Genomic DNA, 15298 nt, shown 5'->3' on the forward strand with positions numbered 1-15298 from the left:
GGTCAGTCCCCTCTCCCTCCGGGAGAGGGCCAGGGTGAGGGGCTTCTAACTGACTCGCCGCTCAATCCCATGCTTACGCAGCTTTCTATAAAGGGTATTGCGGCTGACACCCAGTTGCTGCGCCGTGTGGGTCATGTGCCAGCGGGTTTGCTCCAGCGCATTAAGCAGAGCCGACCGTTCGGCGTCTTCCAGCGGATGATCGGATTCCTTGATCGCTAATACTGTCGGCCGCCCCTGCCGAATCATCACCGGCAAATCCTCAATCCCGATCCGCCCTTCATCACACAACGCCGCCAGCGTGCGCAGCACATTGCGCAACTGCCGCACATTCCCCGGCCAGTTGAAGGCCAGCAACGCCTGACGCGCCGCCTCGTCGATCAGGATCGCTTCAGCGCCCGCCTCTTCAGCCAGCAAAAAATCCAGCAATTGCGATTTATCACTGCGCTCGCGTAACGCAGGTAACGCCACTTCCAGGCCGTTGAGCCGGTAATACAAATCCTCGCGGAAGCTGCCGTCCGCGACCCGCTCCAGCAAATTGCGGTGCGTCGCACTGATGATCCGCACGTTGACCGACTCCGGCTCGCCGCCGATCGGCACCACTTGCCGATCCTCCAGCACCCGCAACAAGCGCGTCTGCAAGGCCAACGGCATGTCACCGATTTCATCGAGGAACAACGTGCCGCCATCGGCCTGCTGCAACTTGCCGCGCATTCCGTCCTTGCGTGCGCCGGTGAAACTGCCGCCGCGATAGCCGAACAATTCACTCTCGATCAGGCTTTCCGGAATGGCCGCGCAATTGAGCGCAACGAAGGCTTTGGCGGAGCGTTGACTGGCCTGATGCACAGCCTTGGCGAAGGCCTCTTTGCCGGAGCCGGTTTCGCCGTTGATCAGCAGCGGTACGTCACGCTCGAAGACGCGCAAGGCTTTACGGAAATCCGCCTGCAACGTCTCATCACCAAGGCAGATGCCTGACAGGCGCGGCGCTTGCGCTACAACTGGCGCCGGTACCATCGGTAAAGGTTTGCGCGATTCGCCGCGCAGCACGGCAAACAGATGCCGGCCGTCGCGGGTGCGCAACGGCCAACTGGCACTGGCATTGGCACTCGCGCGGCCAAGCAATTCATCCAGCGAACAATCGAAAAACGCTTCCACCGGTTTACCCAGCAAGCCGCCGCGAATGTGCCCAAGCAAATTCAGCGCACTCTGGTTGACTGCACTGATCCGCCCTTCGCCGTCAAACGCCAACAAACCTTCGCTGAACAACCCGACCGATTCGGCCTGCAAATGAAAACGCAACAACCATTGGTTATCGAAACAGCGCAGGAAGTAGCAACTCTCGATCATCTTCGCCGACAGATTGACCAGCGCCATGGTGTGGAACTGGCTTTGCCGTGAAACATCGTGGCGCGCCGAAGACACGTCGAGCACCGCGAGCAGTTCGCCGTGCGGGTCGAATACCGGGCTCGCCGAACAGGTCAGGCCGGTGTGGCGACCGCGAAAGTGTTCATCCTGATGGATCGTCAGTGCCTGGCGCTCGACCAGGCAGGTGCCGATGCCGTTGGTGCCTTCACAGGCTTCGCTCCAGTCGGCGCCGAGCCACAGGCCGGCACGTTCGAAGATCTTGCGTTCGGCTGGCGCGGTGACGCAGTTGAGGATCACCCCGCGCGCGTCGGTCAGCAGTACCGCGTGGCCGGCACCGGAGAGTTGTTGATGCAGGCTGCTCATTTCATTGCCGGCGATCTGCAACACTTGCTGCAGGCGCTCACGGCTTTCGAGAACGCGGCCGTGTTCGAGCACGGTCGGCGCGATGGCCAAGGCTGGATCGAGATGGTAATCCTCAAGACAGCGCAGCCACGAACGGGCAATCGACGGGTCGGCACCGGGACCGTGCAGGTGCGGTTTGCCCTGGGTCACGGTGAGAACCTGTTGGGCATGGCGACTCAAATGGTTGTCGTGCATTTCTTATTGTTCTCCCCGAGGCTCGACGGCCCAATGCTGAGGTGACGCCCAGCATCCTCCAGCCATCGATGCATTGCAATGCTGGCAAGACTGCCCGGTCACACGCTGTGCCGAAAGCGGTACAAACTGTCACCCCCTCTGTACCGAAACCATCACAGACGCCATCCATTCGTCCGACAAAAACCACGCAACACCTTGATTTACCTGACCTGCACGGCAGTGGCCCGACCTTTGCTCTACGCTTATAGCAAGCGCACTTGCGCGTTTCTCTAATAAGTACAAAGCCAAGGAGAACATCATCATGCGTTACGCTCACCCCGGTACTGACGGCGCCAAAGTCTCGTTCAAAGCCAAGTACGGTAACTACATCGGCGGCGAGTTCGTCGCGCCTGTAAAAGGTCAGTACTTCACCAACACCTCGCCGGTCAATGGCCAGCCAATTGCCGAATTCCCGCGTTCCACTGCCGAAGACATCGACAAGGCACTGGACGCTGCTCACGCCGCTGCCGATGCGTGGGGTTCCACCTCCGTGCAGGCGCGCTCGCTGATTCTGCTGAAAATCGCCGACCGCATCGAACAGAACCTCGAACTGCTGGCGATCACCGAAACCTGGGACAACGGCAAAGCCATCCGCGAAACCCTCAACGCCGACATCCCGCTGGCCGCTGACCATTTCCGCTACTTCGCTGGCTGCCTGCGCGCCCAGGAAGGCAGCGCTGCCGAAATCGACGGCAACACCGTGGCGTATCACATTCATGAACCGCTGGGCGTGGTCGGCCAGATCATCCCGTGGAACTTCCCGATCCTGATGGCCGCGTGGAAACTCGCACCAGCGCTGGCCGCCGGTAACTGCGTGGTACTCAAGCCTGCCGAGCAAACCCCGCTGGGCATCACCGTGTTGCTGGAACTGATCGGCGATCTGCTGCCGCCGGGCGTACTGAACATTGTTCAGGGCTATGGCAAAGAGGCCGGCGAAGCACTGGCCACCAGCAAACGCATCGCCAAGATTGCCTTCACCGGCTCGACGCCGGTCGGCTCGCACATCATGAAATGCGCCGCCGAGAACATCATTCCGTCCACCGTGGAACTGGGCGGCAAATCGCCGAACATCTTCTTCGAAGACATCATGCAGGCCGAACCGACGTTCATTGAGAAAGCCGCTGAAGGTCTGGTGCTGGCCTTCTTCAACCAGGGCGAAGTGTGCACCTGCCCTTCCCGCGCACTGGTACAGGAATCGATCTACGACGAGTTCATGGCCGTCGTGATGAAGAAAGTCCTGCAGATCAAACGCGGCGATCCGCTGGACACCGACACCATGGTCGGCGCGCAGGCGTCCGAGCAGCAATTCGACAAGATTCTTTCGTACCTGGAAATCGCCAAGGGCGAAGGCGCCGAGCTGCTGACTGGCGGCAAGGTGGAGAAACTCGAGGGCAACCTGTCGACCGGCTATTACATCCAGCCGACCCTGCTCAAGGGCACCAACAAGATGCGCGTGTTCCAGGAAGAAATCTTCGGCCCGGTGGTGAGCATCACCACGTTCAAGGACGAAGCCGAAGCCCTGGCGATTGCCAACGACACCGAGTTCGGCCTCGGCGCCGGCCTGTGGACCCGCGACATCAACCGCGCCTACCGCATGGGCCGCGCGATCAAGGCCGGTCGCGTGTGGACCAACTGCTACCACCTGTACCCGGCGCATGCCGCGTTTGGCGGCTACAAGAAGTCCGGCGTGGGGCGTGAGACGCACAAGATGATGCTCGATCACTATCAGCAGACCAAAAACCTGCTGGTGAGCTACGACATCAATCCGTTGGGCTTCTTCTAAACCTGCGGGCGACTCAGATATTTCTGTGTCGCCCGTTCAACCGCTTTCGCGAGCAAGCTCGCTCCCACAGGGATCTCTACAAGGTCTCGATATTGGGCTCACCACAGAAACCTGTGGGAGCGAGCTTGCTCGCGAAGGCGCCCTGTCTGACACACCATCAATGGCCTGGCCGCTCTGGCACGGCCCTTGCGTACCCGTCATTCAGGTTTTGCGTGATAACTGCCGCTGCGTGAACAGCATCCATCCACCCAACCGCGCCACCCGAAAGTCCAACAGATCAAACAATAAAAAACAGAGAGGACTTATGACTTCCACCACACAGCTCAAACCCACACTCGGCACCCTGCACCTGTGGGGCATTGCCGTCGGCCTGGTGATTTCCGGCGAATACTTCGGCTGGAGTTACGGCTGGGGCACCGCCGGCACATTGGGTTTTCTGGTCACGGCCTTGATGGTCGCGACGATGTACACCTGCTTCATCTTCAGTTTCACCGAATTGACTACCGCCATCCCACACGCCGGCGGGCCATTTGCCTACAGCCGTCGGGCGTTCGGCGAAAAAGGCGGATTGATCGCCGGCATCGCCACGCTGATCGAGTTCGTCTTTGCGCCACCGGCGATTGCCATGGCCATCGGCGCTTATCTCAACGTGCAATATCCGGAGCTTGATCCGAAGATCGCCGCCGTCGGCGCGTATTTCGTGTTCATGACCCTGAATATTCTTGGCGTCAGCATCGCCGCGACCTTCGAACTGGTGGTCACTGTGCTCGCCGTCGCCGAATTGCTGGTGTTCATGGGCGTGGTTGCGCCGGGCTTCAGCTTCAGTAACTTCGTGCTGAATGGCTGGTCGGGCTCGAATGAGTTCACCATGGGGTCGATCCCCGGGATCTTCGCGGCGATACCGTTCGCGATCTGGTTCTTCCTCGCCATCGAGGGTGCAGCCATGGCCGCCGAAGAAGCCAAAGACCCGAAACGGACGATTCCCAAGGCTTACGTCAGCGGCATTCTGACCCTGGTGTTCCTCGCCATCGGTGTGATGGTCATGGCCGGCGGCGTTGGCGACTGGCGCCAATTGTCGAACATCAACGACCCGCTGCCACAAGCGATGAAAGCCGTGGTCGGCAACAATTCTTCGTGGATGCACATGCTCGTGTGGATCGGCCTGTTCGGGCTGGTGGCGAGTTTCCACGGGATCATTCTTGGCTATTCGCGCCAGTTCTTTGCCCTCGCCCGCGCCGGTTATTTGCCTAAAGGCCTAGCCAAGCTGTCGCGCTTCCAGACCCCGCATCGGGCGATTCTGGCCGGTGGCGTGATCGGCATTGCGGCGATTTACAGCGATGGTCTGGTCAATCTGCAAGGCATGACCCTGACCGCCGCGATGATCACCATGTCGGTGTTCGGCGCGATCGTGATGTACATCATCAGCATGCTCAGCCTGTTCAGACTGCGCAAAACCGAGCCGAACCTGGAACGGACCTTCCGCGCACCGGGCTACCCGATCGTGCCGGCGATTGCGCTGTTTCTGGCAGTGGTGTGTCTGGTGGCAATGGCGTGGTTCAACACGCTGATCGGCTGCGTGTTCCTTGGCTTCATGGCCGCCGGTTACCTGTATTTCCAGCTGACCGCCAAGCAACGCGCCGAAGCGCCGGCAGACGCTATGCTCGAAGGTATCTAGTTGCACCGGCACCGGGCCTTTCGCCCGGTGCCCGCTATATAGAAGTGCATGAAGATCCAATGTGGGAGCGAGCTTGCTCGCGAAGGCGTAGTGTCAGGCGATAGTGATGCTGAATGACCCACCGCATTCGCGAGAAAGCTCGCTGCCACAGGGAACTGAGTTATCCACAGAATCAGGAGGACACCGCCCCATGGCCGCATTCGCCCATTCCGTCGGCGCCCAGACCTATCGCTTCGACAGCCTCAAGGACGTCATGGCCAAGGCCAGCCCGGCGCGCTCAGGAGACTTCCTCGCCGGTGTCGCCGCGCTCAACGACGGCGAGCGTGTGGCCGCGCAAATGGCGCTGGCCGAGATCCCGCTCGCGCACTTCCTGCAGGAAGCGCTGATTCCCTATGAAGCCGATGAAGTCACCCGGTTGATCATCGACACCCACGACAAGCAGGCCTTCGCCGTGGTCAGCCATCTCACCGTGGGTGGATTCCGTGACTGGCTGCTCAGTGACGCCGCCGACGAAACCAGTCTGCGCAATCTCGCTCCCGGCCTGACCCCGGAAATGGTCGCCGCCGTGTCGAAGATCATGCGCGTGCAAGATCTGGTGCTGGTGGCGCAAAAGATCCGTGTCGTCACCAGGTTTCGCGGCACCCTCGGCCTGCGCGGGCGCCTGTCGACGCGCCTGCAACCCAATCACCCGACCGACGAACCGTCCGGCATCGCCGCGAGCATTCTCGACGGCCTGCTCTACGGTAACGGCGACGCGATGATCGGCATCAATCCGGCCACCGACAGCATCGCCTCGATCTGCGCGATGCTGGAAATGCTCGATGCGATCATCCAGCGCTACGACATCCCGACTCAGGCCTGCGTGCTGACCCACGTCACTACCTCCATCGAGGCGATCAACCGTGGCGTGCCGCTGGACCTGGTGTTCCAGTCGATTGCCGGCACCGAAGCAGCCAACGCCAGTTTCGGCATCAATCTCAACGTATTGCAGGAAGGTTACGACGCCGGCCTGAGCCTGAATCGCGGCACGCTCGGGCAGAACCTGATGTATTTCGAAACCGGTCAGGGCAGCGCGCTGTCGGCCAACGCCCATCACGGCGTCGACCAACAGACCTGCGAAACCAGGGCCTACGCCGTGGCGCGGCATTTCAAGCCGTTTTTGGTCAACACGGTTGTAGGATTTATCGGCCCGGAGTACCTGTACAACGGCAAACAGATCATCCGCGCCGGCCTCGAAGATCATTTCTGCGGCAAGCTGCTCGGCGTGCCCATGGGCTGCGACATCTGCTACACCAACCACGCCGAAGCCGATCAGGACGACATGGACACCCTGCTGACGTTGCTCGGTGTCGCCGGGATCAACTTCATCATGGGCATCCCCGGTTCCGACGACATCATGCTCAATTACCAGACCACCTCGTTCCATGACGCGCTCTATGCGCGGCAGACGCTGGGCCTGAAACCGGCACCGGAGTTCGAGCAATGGCTGGCAAACATGGGCATCTTCACCCAAGCGGATGGCAAGGTTCGCTTCGGTAACAATTTGCCGCCGGCCTTCCGCCAGGCGCTGGCGCAACTGGGATGAGTCACATGGAAAAACCGCCCATCGACCCACAAAACCCGTGGCTGGAGCTACGCCGCCTGACCCCGGCGCGTATTGCTCTGGGCCGCACCGGCACCAGCCTGCCAACCCATGCGCAACTGGACTTCCAGTTTGCCCACGCACAGGCGCGCGACGCCGTGCACCTGCCCTTCGATCATGCTGGCCTCAGCGCGCAACTGAGCGAGCGCGGACGCGAATCCTTGTTGCTGCACAGCGCCGCCGTGGACCGCAACAGCTACCTGCAACGCCCGGATCTGGGGCGCAAGCTCAGCGAAGAATCGGCGCAGGCCTTGCGCGAATACGCGGCGGCGCATCCGGGCGGTGTCGATCTGGCGATCGTCGTGGCTGACGGCCTGTCGGCGCTGGCGGTGCATCGGCATACCTTGCCGTTTCTCACGCGACTGGAAGAACAGATGAGCGCCGACGGCTGGTCGATGGCGCCCGTTATCCTGGTGGAACAGGGCCGCGTTGCCGTCGGCGACGAGATCGGCCAATTGCTCGGCGCAAAAATGCTGGTGATGTTGATTGGCGAACGCCCGGGCCTCAGTTCTCCGGACAGCCTCGGTTTGTATTTCACCTACAATCCAAAGATCGGCCTGACCGACGCCTACCGCAACTGCATTTCCAATGTAAGGCTCGAAGGCTTGAGCTACGGCATGGCGGCGCATCGCTTGCTGTATTTGATGCGCGAAGCTTGTCGCAGACAGCTGTCGGGCGTGAATCTGAAGGACGAAGCACAGGTTCAGACGCTGGAGTCGGACGCCGGTGCGGACATGAAAGGAAACTTCCTACTCAGCCCGCCTTCTGCCTGAACCGTTTCCGCATTGCGTTTCTGCGCCGGTTTCAGGCAGGATCGATGCACGGCCGCACGGGTTTCCCATCGCCGTCAGAGCAGTTGAAGACAGCCACTTGAAGACGAGACCTATCATGCGGATTATTCAAGCGACCCTCGAACATCTGGATTTGTTGACCCCGTTGTTCGTCAAATATCGCGAGTTCTACGGTTCCCTGCCTTACCCCGACTCCTCCCGCGCGTTCCTCGAAAAACGCCTGCGCCGCAAGGAATCGGTGATCTATCTGGCCCTGGCCGATGATGACGACAAAAAACTGATGGGTTTCTGTCAGCTCTATCCGAGCTTTTCATCGTTGTCGCTCAAACGCGTGTGGATCCTCAACGACATCTATGTCGCCGAAGACGCCCGCCGCCAACTGGTCGCCGACAACCTGATCCGCACTGCAAAAAAAATGGCCAAGGAAACCCAGGCCGTGCGCATGCGCGTGTCCACCAGCAGCAATAACGAAGTCGCGCAGAAGACCTACGAATCCATCGGATTCAAGGAAGACACCGAGTTCAAGAACTACGTGCTGCCGATCAGCGACGAACTCTGACCGCGCATGCAGCCTGTGATGAGGGAGCCTGCTCCCTCAGCCACGTTAAATACATCCTGACAATTGTTCACACCTCGACATCCCTCGCTACAAAACCAACGCGCTTTTCATCTTTCAGACCGTATAATCCCGATCTTTCCGGCTTGTAAGAAAAACTACACCCGCTTGTAGGCTTACACGAAGTCATCCGCACAGGCCTGCCGAGTCGGGCCGTCAAACAGGTGCCCCCATGGATTTCAACCCGCTCGACCTTATCCTGCATCTCGATGTTTACCTCGACTTGCTAGTGAACAACTACGGGCCATGGATCTACGCCATCCTGTTTCTGGTGATTTTCTGTGAAACCGGTCTGGTGGTGATGCCATTCCTGCCGGGTGATTCGTTGCTGTTCATCGCCGGCGCCGTTGCTGCTGGCGGCGGCATGGATCCGGTGCTGCTGGGCGGTCTGCTGATGCTCGCGGCCATACTGGGCGACAGCACCAACTACGTGATCGGACGAACGGCCGGCGAAAAGCTGTTCAGCAACCCGAACTCGAAAATCTTCCGTCGCGATTACCTGCAACAAACCCACGACTTCTACGACAAGCACGGCGGCAAAACCGTGACGCTGGCGCGCTTCCTGCCGATCATCCGCACCTTCGCGCCGTTCGTCGCCGGTGTGGCAAAAATGCCGTATCCGCGTTTCTTCGGTTTCAGCGTGCTGGGCACCATCCTCTGGGTTGGCGGTCTGGTGACTCTGGGTTACTTCTTTGGCAACGTGCCATTCATCAAGAAAAACCTGTCGCTGCTGGTCGTCGGCATCATCCTGCTGTCGCTGGTCCCGATGATCATCGGCGTGGTTCGCAGCCGTTTCGGCGGCACCAAAGCCCAATCGCACTAAGCCGATGTGGTCGCTGAGCGCCTGGCGTCGCCGGCGACTGCTGGCAAAGCACCCGATTGCCGATGAAATGTGGCAACGGGTGCGCCATCACCTGAGCTTTCTTGACGGCATCAGCGCTGCCGAAGACCAGTGGCTGCGCGAAGCCTGCGTACTCTTCCTCGACGACAAACACCTGACCGCCCTGCCCGGCGTCGAACTGCATCAGGAGCAACGCCTGCTGCTCGCGGCCCAGGCGCAATTGCCGCTGCTGCATCTGGGCGATTTGAACTGGTATCAGGGGTTTCACGAGATAGTCCTGTATCCCGACGACTTCCTCAGCCCGCAACGTCACCGCGACGCCAGCGGTGTCGAGCACGAATGGGACGGCGAGCACAGCGGCGAAGCCTGGCAACAGGGGCCGATCATCCTCGCCTGGCCCGGCGTGATGGCCAGTGGTGGCTGGGAAGGCTACAACCTGGTGATCCACGAACTGGCGCACAAACTCGACATGCTCAATGGTGACGCCAACGGCCTGCCGCCGTTGCATGCCGACATGCGCGTCAGCGACTGGGCCGAGGTCATGCAACACGCCTACGACGACCTCAACCGTCAACTCGATCGCAACCCTGATGCCGAAACCGCCATCGATCCGTATGCGGCGGAAAACCCCGCCGAGTTCTTTGCCGTCACCAGCGAGTACTTTTTCAGCGCCCCGGATCTGCTGCACGAGGCTTATCCACAGGTCTATGTGCAGCTACAGCTTTTCTACCGTCAGGACCCGCTGGGCAGGTTGCGGCAACTTCAGGCCACAGACCCGGTCTATCAGGCGCACGACTAAGCGCTGCACGACTTTCGGTACATGGCGTCGACGGCAGAATATGCCTATAATCGCCGCCACTTTTTGGTCAATCCGGCCAAGTGTTTTTGGTCAACTACGGGGGCAACGCCCAATGAGCTACAGCAAGATTCCGGCTGGCAAAGACCTGCCGAACGACATCTACGTCGCGATCGAGATTCCGGCCAACCACGCGCCGATCAAATACGAAATCGACAAAGACAGCGATTGCCTGTTCGTTGACCGTTTCATGGCCACCCCAATGTTCTACCCGGCCAACTACGGTTACATCCCGAACACCCTGGCTGACGACGGTGATCCCCTCGACGTGCTGGTTGTGACCCCTTACCCGGTTGCGCCAGGCTCGGTGATCCGCGCCCGTCCAGTCGGCATCCTGAACATGACCGACGACGGCGGCGGCGATGCCAAAGTTATCGCAGTGCCACACGACAAGCTGTCCCAGCTGTACGTCGATGTGAAGGAATACACCGATCTGCCGCCACTGCTGATCCAGCAGATCGAGCACTTCTTCGCGAACTACAAAGATCTCGAAAAAGGCAAATGGGTCAAGATCGAAGGCTGGGCCGGTGCAGACGCCGCCCGCGAAGCAATCACCAAGTCGGTTGCGGCCTACAAAGGCTAAGCTCCCGCGCTACGCGTGATGCTTGAAGAAAACCCCGGTTGATCCGGGGTTTTTTGTGCCTGTGAAAATCCGCCTTAAACAGAGTGTTTATGGCGGACTACAGAAAAGTTTTAACCTGTGTAATTTCCCACAAGAACGTCTTACATCCCGTCGCAAAATTCAGCCCTTTTTTGAACGCCCGGTTTATTCAAACTGCTCTAGCACGGCCGTAGACTCCGTGTTTATGAGAAAGAACACTAGCGGTCCAAGATTCAAGGCACTCCTGGAAGCTGCGAACATCTCGACGACGGGTTTCGCAAAGTTCTGGGGCACGGAAGCCCAAAATGTCCACAACTGGTACACCCGGGGCGTCCCGGCGTATCGCATGGAAGAAGTCTCACGCCTGCTGTCCGTCAACAGCGAATGGCTTAAAACCGGCGAAGGCGCCAAGGAATCGCCGAGCCTGACACCCCCTGCCAGCAACGGCGACACCTACGACGCCCACGATCCTCAGGGCGCCTATCGATTCATCAATCCCAACGACATCGACCTGGCCTTCTTCAAGGAAACGCCGCTCACCAACGGCTCCGGCAAAACCCACGTCATCCATGACCCGGACCAATCCATTCGCCTGCTGCGCGCGCACCTCGACAAACTGGACATTCGCCACACAGACGCCATCTGCGCGCACATGATCGGCAACAGCATGGCCGAGCGCATCGAAGACGGCTCCGTCGTCGCCATCGATCGCGGCCTGACCCAAGTCGTCGACGGCGAAATCTACGCCATCGAACACGACGGCATGCTACGCATCAAATACCTGCATCGCATGCCCGGCAACGGCTTGCGCCTGCGCAGCCACAACAACACTGAATACCCGGACGAAGTGTTCCACCCGGCGCAGATTGAAGAGCAGCGGATTCATATATTGGGCTGGGTGTTCTGGTGGTCGACAGTGAGCAAGCGGCGGCCGGTGGTGCCGTTTCTCTGATCTCACCGCCTGCAAAGCCCCGGTAGGAGTGAGCCTGCTCGCGGTGAGGCCCTGATAATCGGTACAAATCTCGAATTTGTTCGACTGCGGTCGCTCTAAACCGCACTTCAGGCTGGGAATCCACAGCAAAACTCAGTATCCTGCGCCCCACATTTGCGCATCGACCCGCCCCGCGGCTCAGACAGCGCCCGACGCGGCAGACCAACGTCTGACCAAGTCCCACAGCCGGACGCAGATCCGGATGTACGTTTTGAAGGCTGGCAAGGCTTACCAAAAATAGGCCAAGCCAGTCCCCGAGAAGCCGGCCACAAGCCGGCTTTTTAATGCCTGAAAGCCATACAGAGTGCGGGCCCCTTACCGAATTAAATTCCCGACCCACACTTTGACCCACACCTTAGCGCTGGGATAACCGCCCCCCTCTCCTCCACCCGTTCAGTTTTTGTGGCATAGATGATCAGTGCTATCTCGCGCTCCCAGTGCCCAGTTGCACTGGTTTCAACCACTAAAGATGGGCATCGATCACCGTAATGGTTGCCCTCAAGGCGCTTCCACTGCCCCTCTTTACCGAGAAACAAACCATCAAATGCGAGCACCTTATTCACCTAACGAGGGGCCGTCTCATAATTCTCGTCACCGACGGCCTTACCGAAGCGATGATTGCCCTACGATGAACGCGGACACTCGCTAGCCACAAAGTCGACTTTTCGCCACGCCAACAGATTGATATTCATGCGTCGCCATTTAGTTTTTTGCACAGAGGCATCGATGATGCTCCGTGATGCAAACAAGTGAGCCAGTTGAGTATTTGTGACCGTTCACCAAGCTCGTGCAATGAATTCGAAGTGGTATGTGTTGAACGCGGTAACCGTGACTTTTTCAGTCCTCCATTTTTTCCCTGATCAAGTTCACGAGCGCGTGCACTTCGCCCAGGAAAGGACTGTCATTGAACTCGCCCAGGTCACAGGCAAGACAAGTTTCAATATCCTTACGTGATAGATAGTGTTTGTGCAGAAAATTTATTTCCACATGGTCTGCCGCATCTACGATCTCGCGATCATCCGGATTGGCGCTGTCACGCAGGAACTGCAGCAGACAGCCATGTAGAACGGATGTCATGTGTACTTGAATACCGCGTATCTGCTGCATAACCTCTTCGATACGCAGGTCGGCGGCGGCCTGATCGCTGAAAAAGATGTTGCCATTGGGGTGAGCTATCTCATTACGCTGATCAACTAGCTTCTGGAATTTGCCGATATGCTGGTTTTCGCAACCTGCCAAGCGTAGAAATTTGAAGATGCTACGCTCGTTGACCTCGCTGAAAGTGAAGGGGGAGCTGGCGGTCAGCAGCTCCTTTTCCTTCTGCTGGAATAGCACAGCATGCGTGAAGGCTTCAGGTTTTGCCTGCTTGATCTGCCAAACCGAGAAATATACGTAGCTCATATAAAGCATGTGAAAGGCCAATATAGAAAATTGGTACTTTCCAGACTGGTAATTGCTTTCAAATGCTTCCCATACAAAGCGTATGTACTCACCTTCATTGGCCGAGGGGTAGGCCTGCGGCAGGTATTCATGGATTACAAGGGCGTTTTCCATGCTTAACCTTCCCAAACTCGATCAATGGCGGTTTTGATGTCTTGCTCGCGCTCGGCGACCTCTCGCTTTAACTCCTCAATACGCTGTTGGTAGCCTTCGATTTCCTTGACGATTTCGTGCTGAACGTCGATGGGAGGAAGTGGAATTTGGAATGACTCGACCACGGCACGGGGAACACGCTGCAATCCGCCTGTACCGGTCATTTTTGAAGTGGCTGCTTCGTGAAAACGATTTGAGGTGACCATGTAATACAAGTATTCCGGCAACACTCGTTCGGACGCGCGGAGTACGTAGAACTCGCTTGATCCGAAGCCAATGCCGTTCTCTAGCCCTTGGGCAAGACCTGCCTTACCGTTTTCAAAGCAAGGAGTTACCTTGGCGATCAAAACGTCATTATCACGAAAATAAGTGTAGGCCCCTTCTCGTACATCCTTGAGCGTCCTAACCTGCTGGGGCTTGAACGAAATGGTGTGCTCGCCCAAGTCCTGCATCGGTAAGAAAGATACCGAGGTTTCGGGTGCTAGCGCTGAAATCTCAGATTTTTTCGGATTGACTTGGCAAATATCGCTAAGTACGACCACTTCGTAATGTGCATGTTGAAATTCAGTCAACAGGTAACGGTCGCCACTGAGACTCCAATCCGCACTCCCGGCAATTTGTGCTCGGCTAACGCAGTGTGCTAACGCGCTCGAATGGACATCCGCCGGGCTGCCGAAGAATGTTGTCAGAGCCGCCTGTGCTTCAGGCAAATCGTCCTGCTCTATAGCTCGACGCTGGGCTCCTAAGCCGTACCCGTCATTGTTGATCTTGACGAATAGAACCTTGTCAGTCCGCTTGGCCAAGTGCTTGTCGAAGATCAGGATAGAGGTTTTAACGCTGCTATATGGCTGGAACACTCCAGCAGGCAGTGAAACTACGGCCACCAACGACGTCTTTACCAGTGTTTCCCGAAGTGCCTTATAAGCGGTACCGTTCTGGAAAATGATGCCTTCGGGCACGATCACCCCCGCCCGACCGTTTGGGCTGAGATGCTCGTGGATGTAATCAACAAACAGGACTTCAGAACGAGTGGCCTGGATGGAAAAGCGCTTATGCGGCTTGATACCACCCTTCGGCGACATGAAGGGAGGATTGGCGAGGATCACGTCGAAGTGTTCGTTCCATTTGTCTTCGCTGGTTAGCGTGTCATATTCATCCACGTGTGGATCAGTGAACCCATGCAGATAGAGATTGACCAGCGATAGTCGCACCATATCCGGCGAAATGTCGTAGCCATGAATGTTGGCCGCAAGCTTGTTACGCTGGTCCGGCGTTAACAGGTCACCAGGCCTAGCCTTCTGATTTTGCTCCAGGATGTGCTTCCAAGCCGAGATCAAAAAGCCGCCTGTGCCGCAGGCCGGATCAAGTATGCGCTCGTGTTTCTGCGGGTTGATGACCCGCACAATGAAGTCAATGATGTGTCGTGGTGTGCGGAACTGGCCAGCGTCACCTTGGCTACCTAGAACGGAAAGAAGGTATTCGAAGGCATCACCTAGTCGTTCGGAATGGTCGTAACTGAAGCTGTCGATTTCCTTCAGAAACGCTTTCAGAGTCTCCGGATCGCGATAAGGCAGATAGGCGTTCTTGAAAATGTCGCGGAACAGCGCAGGTAAGTGCGTGTTCTCGGTCATCTTGCTGATGGCCTCTGAATAGAGATTCAACGTGTCTTGACCGCCCATGTTGGGCGCAAGCAGTTTGCTCCAGCCATATTGCCCAAAAGCGTTTACGAAGAAACTGCGCTTTCCACCCAACTCTTCGGCTTGGGCGTCCATATCGTCCATAAACTTATAAATCAACGCGATAGTGATCTGCTCGACTTGACTCTTCGGGTCAGGCACCTTGCCCACGAGAATATCGCGACAAGTGTCGATGCGGCGCTTGGTATCGGTGTCCAGCATGGTCGTTGGTCTG

General features: G+C 58.0%; 12 protein-coding genes. 9 read left to right on the forward strand and 3 right to left on the reverse strand.

The window, feature by feature from the left end:
• Nucleotides 1-45 precede the first annotated feature (45 nt).
• Nucleotides 46-1959, reverse strand: coding sequence for a sigma-54-dependent Fis family transcriptional regulator (locus tag WA225_RS13525; protein WP_422608307.1), 1914 nt, complete (start codon nucleotides 1957-1959; stop codon nucleotides 46-48).
• Between the two features lie 301 nt (nucleotides 1960-2260).
• Between WA225_RS13525 and WA225_RS13530 the strand changes: the two genes are divergently transcribed.
• The 9 genes from WA225_RS13530 (at nucleotide 2261) to WA225_RS13570 (ending at nucleotide 11755) form a co-directional block, all read left to right on the forward strand.
• Nucleotides 2261-3781 carry an aldehyde dehydrogenase family protein gene (locus tag WA225_RS13530; protein ID WP_422608308.1) on the forward strand — a complete coding sequence of 507 codons (1521 nt, stop codon included), beginning with the start codon at nucleotides 2261-2263 and terminating at the stop codon, nucleotides 3779-3781.
• A gap of 304 nt (nucleotides 3782-4085) precedes the next feature.
• The gene (eat, locus tag WA225_RS13535; protein ID WP_422608309.1) at nucleotides 4086-5456 is read left to right on the forward strand and encodes an ethanolamine permease; all 1371 of its coding nucleotides are present in this window, start codon (nucleotides 4086-4088) and stop codon (nucleotides 5454-5456) included.
• 190 nt (nucleotides 5457-5646) lie between these two features.
• Nucleotides 5647-7041 carry an ethanolamine ammonia-lyase subunit EutB gene (locus WA225_RS13540; RefSeq protein WP_422608310.1) on the forward strand — a complete coding sequence of 465 codons (1395 nt, stop codon included), beginning with the start codon at nucleotides 5647-5649 and terminating at the stop codon, nucleotides 7039-7041.
• A gap of 5 nt (nucleotides 7042-7046) precedes the next feature.
• Nucleotides 7047-7871 (forward strand): ethanolamine ammonia-lyase subunit EutC, encoded by an 825-nt coding sequence (eutC, locus tag WA225_RS13545; RefSeq protein ID WP_422608311.1) that lies wholly within the window; start codon nucleotides 7047-7049, stop codon nucleotides 7869-7871.
• A 115-nt stretch (nucleotides 7872-7986) separates the two neighbouring features.
• Nucleotides 7987-8448: a GNAT family N-acetyltransferase gene (locus WA225_RS13550; protein ID WP_003228592.1), complete on the forward strand. Its 462-nt coding sequence runs from the start codon at nucleotides 7987-7989 to the stop codon at nucleotides 8446-8448.
• Nucleotides 8449-8677: 229 nt separating this feature from the next.
• Complete coding sequence (locus WA225_RS13555) at nucleotides 8678-9328, forward strand: DedA family protein (RefSeq protein WP_422608312.1); 651 nt, start codon at nucleotides 8678-8680, stop codon at nucleotides 9326-9328.
• Between the two features lie 4 nt (nucleotides 9329-9332).
• On the forward strand, nucleotides 9333-10145 hold the full coding sequence (locus tag WA225_RS13560; RefSeq protein WP_422608313.1) for a zinc-dependent peptidase: 813 nt from the start codon (nucleotides 9333-9335) through the stop codon (nucleotides 10143-10145).
• Nucleotides 10146-10257: 112 nt separating this feature from the next.
• Complete coding sequence (ppa, locus tag WA225_RS13565; RefSeq protein WP_003205933.1) at nucleotides 10258-10785, forward strand: inorganic diphosphatase; 528 nt, start codon at nucleotides 10258-10260, stop codon at nucleotides 10783-10785.
• A 223-nt stretch (nucleotides 10786-11008) separates the two neighbouring features.
• Nucleotides 11009-11755: a S24 family peptidase gene (locus tag WA225_RS13570; RefSeq protein WP_422608314.1), complete on the forward strand. Its 747-nt coding sequence runs from the start codon at nucleotides 11009-11011 to the stop codon at nucleotides 11753-11755.
• 876 nt (nucleotides 11756-12631) lie between these two features.
• On the opposite strand, the gene WA225_RS13575 is transcribed toward WA225_RS13570, so the two are convergent.
• Both WA225_RS13575 and WA225_RS13580 read right to left on the reverse strand, forming a co-directional pair.
• Nucleotides 12632-13348 carry a hypothetical protein gene (locus WA225_RS13575; protein WP_422608315.1) on the reverse strand — a complete coding sequence of 239 codons (717 nt, stop codon included), beginning with the start codon at nucleotides 13346-13348 and terminating at the stop codon, nucleotides 12632-12634.
• 2 nt (nucleotides 13349-13350) lie between these two features.
• Entirely contained in the window at nucleotides 13351-15285 is a 1935-nt protein-coding gene (locus tag WA225_RS13580; RefSeq protein WP_422608316.1) for an N-6 DNA methylase, read from the reverse strand.
• Nucleotides 15286-15298: the final 13 nt, after the last annotated feature.

Source organism: Pseudomonas sp., assembly GCF_049300855.1.
Taxonomy (GTDB): Bacteria; Pseudomonadota; Gammaproteobacteria; order Pseudomonadales; family Pseudomonadaceae; genus Aquipseudomonas.

What these genes read in the sequence shown, in the direction of transcription:
- WA225_RS13525 (WP_422608307.1), bottom strand. Translation starts at nt 1,959, where the DNA reads ATGCACGACAACCATTTGAGTCGCCATGCCCAACAGGTTCTCACCGTG.
- WA225_RS13540 (WP_422608310.1), top strand. Translation starts at nt 5,647, where the DNA reads ATGGCCGCATTCGCCCATTCCGTCGGCGCCCAGACCTATCGCTTCGAC.
- eutC (WP_422608311.1), top strand. Translation starts at nt 7,047, where the DNA reads ATGGAAAAACCGCCCATCGACCCACAAAACCCGTGGCTGGAGCTACGC.
- WA225_RS13550 (WP_003228592.1), top strand. Translation starts at nt 7,987, where the DNA reads ATGCGGATTATTCAAGCGACCCTCGAACATCTGGATTTGTTGACCCCG.
- WA225_RS13560 (WP_422608313.1), top strand. Translation starts at nt 9,333, where the DNA reads ATGTGGTCGCTGAGCGCCTGGCGTCGCCGGCGACTGCTGGCAAAGCAC.
- ppa (WP_003205933.1), top strand. Translation starts at nt 10,258, where the DNA reads ATGAGCTACAGCAAGATTCCGGCTGGCAAAGACCTGCCGAACGACATC.
- WA225_RS13530 (WP_422608308.1), top strand. Translation starts at nt 2,261, where the DNA reads ATGCGTTACGCTCACCCCGGTACTGACGGCGCCAAAGTCTCGTTCAAA.
- WA225_RS13580 (WP_422608316.1), bottom strand. Translation starts at nt 15,285, where the DNA reads ATGCTGGACACCGATACCAAGCGCCGCATCGACACTTGTCGCGATATT.
- WA225_RS13575 (WP_422608315.1), bottom strand. Translation starts at nt 13,348, where the DNA reads ATGGAAAACGCCCTTGTAATCCATGAATACCTGCCGCAGGCCTACCCC.
- eat (WP_422608309.1), top strand. Translation starts at nt 4,086, where the DNA reads ATGACTTCCACCACACAGCTCAAACCCACACTCGGCACCCTGCACCTG.
- WA225_RS13555 (WP_422608312.1), top strand. Translation starts at nt 8,678, where the DNA reads ATGGATTTCAACCCGCTCGACCTTATCCTGCATCTCGATGTTTACCTC.
- WA225_RS13570 (WP_422608314.1), top strand. Translation starts at nt 11,009, where the DNA reads ATGAGAAAGAACACTAGCGGTCCAAGATTCAAGGCACTCCTGGAAGCT.